The organism is Undibacterium sp. 5I2 (genome assembly GCF_035019605.1).
GTDB lineage: Bacteria > Pseudomonadota > Gammaproteobacteria > Burkholderiales > Burkholderiaceae_D > Undibacterium.
Genome location: NZ_JASJVS010000150.1, coordinates 1 through 834 on the forward strand (window position 1 = coordinate 1; position 834 = coordinate 834).

Annotated in this window: 1 protein-coding gene; it reads left to right on the forward strand. The window is 58.2% G+C overall.

The features are described 5' to 3' along the window. Nucleotides 1-834 (forward strand): IS21 family transposase (istA, locus tag QN359_RS19765; protein ID WP_323493420.1); only part of this gene is annotated, 834 nt, incomplete at both ends.

Sequence of the window (834 nt, forward strand, 5' to 3'; positions counted from 1 at the left end):
GCCGCTCTGGACTGGGCCGCAGTACAGAGCCTCGATGAGGCCGCGCTGGAGCGACGCCTGTTGGTTGGCTCCCAAAAAACACGCGATTATGTACAACCCGATTACGGTCGCATACACCACGAGTTGCGGCGCAAAGGCATGACATTAATGCTGCTCTGGGAGGAACACCGCGCCGACTATGCGGACCAGCAGACCTATGCCTACTCACAATTTTGCGATAACTACCGGCGCTTCGCAAAGCAACTTAAACGCTCAATGCGCCAAGTCCACCGTGCTGGCGAGAAGCTGTTTATCGATTATGCTGGCCCCACCATCGCTCTCACCGATGGTGGCCGAGCGCACATCTTCGTGGCCTCGATGGGAGCCTCCAGCTACACCTACGCATGTGCCACACCGCATGAAACAATGGCCGACTGGCTCGAATCGACGGCGCGTGCGCTGGCATTTTATGGTGGCGTCACTCAGCTCATCGTGCCGGATAATCCGAAGGCAATGATCGCCGACGCCAACCGCTACGAACCGCGCAGCAACGACACTGTGCTCGACTTTGCGCGTCACTATGGCACCTCCATTTTACCGGCACGCCCTTACCATCCGCAGGACAAGGCCAAGGCAGAATCAGCGGTGCAAATCGTCGAACGCTGGATCATGGCCCGTCTGCGCCACCAGCAGTTTAGTAGTGTGCACGAGGTCAATCAGGCGATGATGCCCTTGCTGACACAGCTTAACGATAAGCCATTCCAGAAGCTCCCTGGTAGCCGCGCCAGCACCTTCGCCGAGATTGATGCGCCAGCCTTGCTGTCGTTGCCGCTACAACGCTACGAAATGGCCCAC